4 protein-coding genes are annotated in these 3492 nt (G+C 69.9%); 2 read left to right on the top strand and 2 right to left on the bottom strand.

The genetic code is table 11. From position 1 onward, the window contains the following. A partial coding sequence (locus D7W82_RS38855; protein ID WP_147439768.1) for a M23 family metallopeptidase occupies positions 1-840 on the top strand: 840 nt, incomplete at its 5' end. A gap of 78 nt (positions 841-918) precedes the next feature. After that, positions 919-2241, top strand: coding sequence for a hypothetical protein (locus tag D7W82_RS38850; RefSeq protein ID WP_120623075.1), 1323 nt, complete (start codon positions 919-921; stop codon positions 2239-2241). A 36-nt stretch (positions 2242-2277) separates the two neighbouring features. On the opposite strand, the gene rsmI is transcribed toward D7W82_RS38850, so the two are convergent. Next, on the bottom strand, positions 2278-3111 hold the full coding sequence (rsmI, locus tag D7W82_RS38845) for a 16S rRNA (cytidine(1402)-2'-O)-methyltransferase (RefSeq protein ID WP_120623074.1): 834 nt from the start codon (positions 3109-3111) through the stop codon (positions 2278-2280). Positions 3112-3124: 13 nt separating this feature from the next. Further along, a complete protein-coding gene (locus tag D7W82_RS38840; RefSeq protein ID WP_120623073.1) occupies positions 3125-3490 on the bottom strand; it encodes a YraN family protein in 366 nt (121 codons plus the stop codon). Positions 3491-3492: the final 2 nt, after the last annotated feature.

Below are 3492 nucleotides of genomic sequence, written 5' to 3'. Positions count from 1 at the left end.
CCCGTGGCCCCGCCCGCGCCCACCGACCCCGTGAAGGCCGCGGGCCTGGAGCGCGTGTCCATCCGCATCGAGGGCCCGCTGGAGACGGCGCTCGTCCAGGCCTCCGACGCCACCGTGGGCCCCGCCCTGGCGCAGGTGGTGACGCGCACGCTGGTGTGGTGGGTGCGCGTACCCGGCGAAATCCTCCGGGGGGACACCCTGGACGTGCTCTTCCAGCGCCGCCCCAACGAGGAGCCGCTGGTGTACGCGGTGCGCTTCGTGAGCGGCAAGACGGGCCAGACGCACCGCGCCTACCGCTTCACGCCCGCGGGTGAGGCGAACGCCCGCTACTACCTGCCCGGCGGCGACGAGTTGGAGCTGCGGATGGAGAAGTCCCCCATCGACAGCTACGAGCAGATCACCTCGCTGCTGCGCGACGGCCGCGGCCACAAGGGCGTGGACTTCCGCGCGCCGGTGGGCACGACGGTCCGGGCGCCCTTCGCGGGCGTCATCAAGCGCAAGAACTGGAACTTTGGCAGCAACGGCAACTGCATCGAGCTGGTGGAAACCGGGGGCAAGGGCCGCCGCGCCCTCTTCCTGCACCTGGCGGAGCTGCCCAAGAGCATCCAGGCCGGGATGCGCGTGAACGCGGGCCAGGTGCTGGCCCAGAGCGGCAACACGGGCCACTCCTTCGCCCCCCACCTGCACTACCAGCTCATGCTGGGCGAAAACCGGGTCCTGGACCCCTTCGACCAGCACAAGACCTTCCGCGCGTCCCTGGCGGCCGCCCATAAGGGCGCCTTCGACACCGAGGTCCAGCGGCTGGATGGATTGCTGGGAACCTCCGTCGCGGGGAAGTAAAGCCCCACCCATTTCTTGACACTCCTCCGACGGCACGGCTAGCTGGCAGCCCTGGGCCGTGGTCGTCGGAGGTAGTGGATGCACAGGTTTCGCGCCGTCATCGCCGCGCTGACGCTGGGCGTGCCTTTCGCCGCCAGCGCGGCGGAGATCACCCGGATTGCTTCCTCGTTCGAGGATGATGATCCGTTCGACCTCTTCCTCGACGTGGGCTTCGAGCGTACGCAGACGCGCGCGAAGATCGTCCGCGAGCAGCTTCGCGGCGGTGACGCCACCGACGTCTCGGAGGTCAACGAGCTCTGGTACAAGGGCACGGACGCACGGCTGAATCTGGCCGTGGCCTTCGGCCTGTGGAAGGACCTGGAGTTCAGCTTCAAGCTGCCCATCGTCTTCCAGCAGAACGAGACCTGGAACTTCGTGTCCGGCACGAACCAGGACAACTCCACCATCACCAACAGCTGCTTCGACGCGGACGGCTCGCCTTACAAGGACGGAGCTGATGGTTGCGCGGGCCGGCTGTTCCAGGTGCCCCAGGAGAGCTACCGCGGCGGCCTGGGCAACGTGCACTTCGGCCTGGCGTACGCCTTCTTCAACCAGGAGAAGGACGACACCAAGCCCACGTGGATCATCGGCATCGACTACGAGGCGCCCACCGCCAAGCAGCGCGATCCGAGCCTGGACAACACCGACCCGGAAGACCCGCAGAAGGATGGGCGCGGCAACGTGGGCGACCGCGTCCACAAGTACCAGCTCTACACGACCTTCTCCCGGAAGATGGGCGTGGCGGAGCCGTACTTCAAGGCGTCCCACACCATCCCGGTGCGCGGCCCCGGCGCCTACTCCAACTGCGATCAGTCCGTCACTCCCCCGCCCAACTTCGGCGACGGGCGGCCCAACCTGGGCGCGCCGTACAACTGCTACAAAGAGCCGTGGACCCGCCAGGAGACGGGCATCAAGGCCCCCTCGCAGACGGCGCTCACCTTCGGCATGGAGCTGGTGCCCTTCGAGAACGCGGCCCGGTCCCAGAAGTTCGCCCTGGACCTGCGGCTCATGGGCAACTACGTGGGCCGCGGCCGGTACTACAACGAGCTGAGCTCCGCGCTGCGCAAGCTGCTCACCTCCGACGACTATTTCCAGGTGGGTGGCCAGGTGGGCGTCATCGCCCGCGCCGCCGAGGCCTTCACCATCCGCGCCTCCGGCAACTTCCTCTACAACACGGACCACCTGCTCACGTCCGAGGCCATTGGCCAGGACCTGAACGGCGACGGACAGGTGGACACCGCCCCGGGCTCGGATGAGCTGAACCCCACGTTCGACTGGCGCTACGACCTGGTGTCCCGCCGCTTCCGGGCCATCCAGAGCACCACGTTCCGCTTCGACCTGGGCGCGACCTTCAGCTTCTGAAGGCCCCCCACCTGACGAAGCAGCGGTGGGCCTCCCCTACCGCTGCTTCAGCCCCAGGCCCAGCCGGTACACCTCCTGGCCAGGCCACCCCGCGCGGCGGGCCAGCTCCGTGCTCAGCGGCTTGAGCTTCTCGCCGCGAGCCAGACCCGCCTCCAGCGCCCGGCGCAGCTCGTCCTCGCTCCAGCGCTGCTCGCCGGTGCGGCCCTCCACCAGCACCACCACCTCGCCCCGGGTCTCCTCGCCCGCGTAGCGCGCCACGAGCGCGGACAGCGGGCCCCGGACGAACTCCTCGTGCAGCTTGGTCAGCTCGCGCGCCACGCACGCGCGGCGGTCGCCCCAGGCCTCCTGGAGGTCCACCAGCGTCTCCGCCAGGCGGCGCGGGGACTCGTAGAGGACGCAGGTGGCGGACAGGGGGGCCACCTCGTCCAGCATGGCCCGGCGCTCCGGCCCCTTTCGCGGCAGGAAGCCCAGGAAGTGGAAGCGCCCGGTGGGCAGGCCGGACGCGCTCAGGGCGGCCACCAGCGCCGTGGGCCCGGGCACCGGCTCCACCTTCAGGCCGCGCTCCAGCGCCTCCGCCACCAGCTTCTCTCCCGGGTCGCTGATGCCAGGGCTGCCCGCGTCGGTGACGAGCGCGCAGTCCTCCCCTGCTTCGATGCGATCCAGGATGCGCCCGGCGCGCTGCCCCTCCGCGAAGGCGGGCAGGCTCACCAGGTCCTTCCCGGTGATGCCGAAGTGGTCCAACAGGATGCGCGAGTGCCGGGTGTCCTCGCACGCGAGGAGGCCCACGGTGCGCAGCGTCTCCAGGGCCCGGGCGGTGACGTCCCCCAGGTTCCCGATGGGCGTGGCCACGAGGTAGAGCGTTCCAACCAAGGGACGGATTCCTTTACATGCCAGCGTCGAAGGCGGCGGGCAGGTGCTCCACCCGGGCGTGCTCGCCCTGGCCCACGACGGAGATGACGTCGAAGCGCACCATGCGCCCGTCGATGCCGTTCTGGAAGAGGTAGTGCAACGCGGCCTTCACCACCCGGCGCTGCTTGGCGAAGGACACGGTGTGCGACGGGTCGCCCCACGCCGCCGTGGAGCGCATGCGCACCTCCACGAAGCACATGAGCTCCCCCTGCTCCGCCACGATGTCCAGCTCGCCGTAGCGGCACGTCCAGTTGCGCGCCACCACCCGGAAGCCCTGCGACTCCAGCAGGCGCACGCCCTCCGCCTCCGCCACGTCCCCCACTTCCCGCCGCGTCCCCATTC

The sequence above is a fragment of the Corallococcus sp. CA049B genome, assembly GCF_003611685.1.
Lineage (GTDB): Bacteria > Myxococcota > Myxococcia > Myxococcales > Myxococcaceae > Corallococcus > Corallococcus coralloides.
The sequence above is the reverse complement of the archived record's forward strand: the minus strand, read 5'-3'. Positions and strand labels throughout refer to the sequence as shown.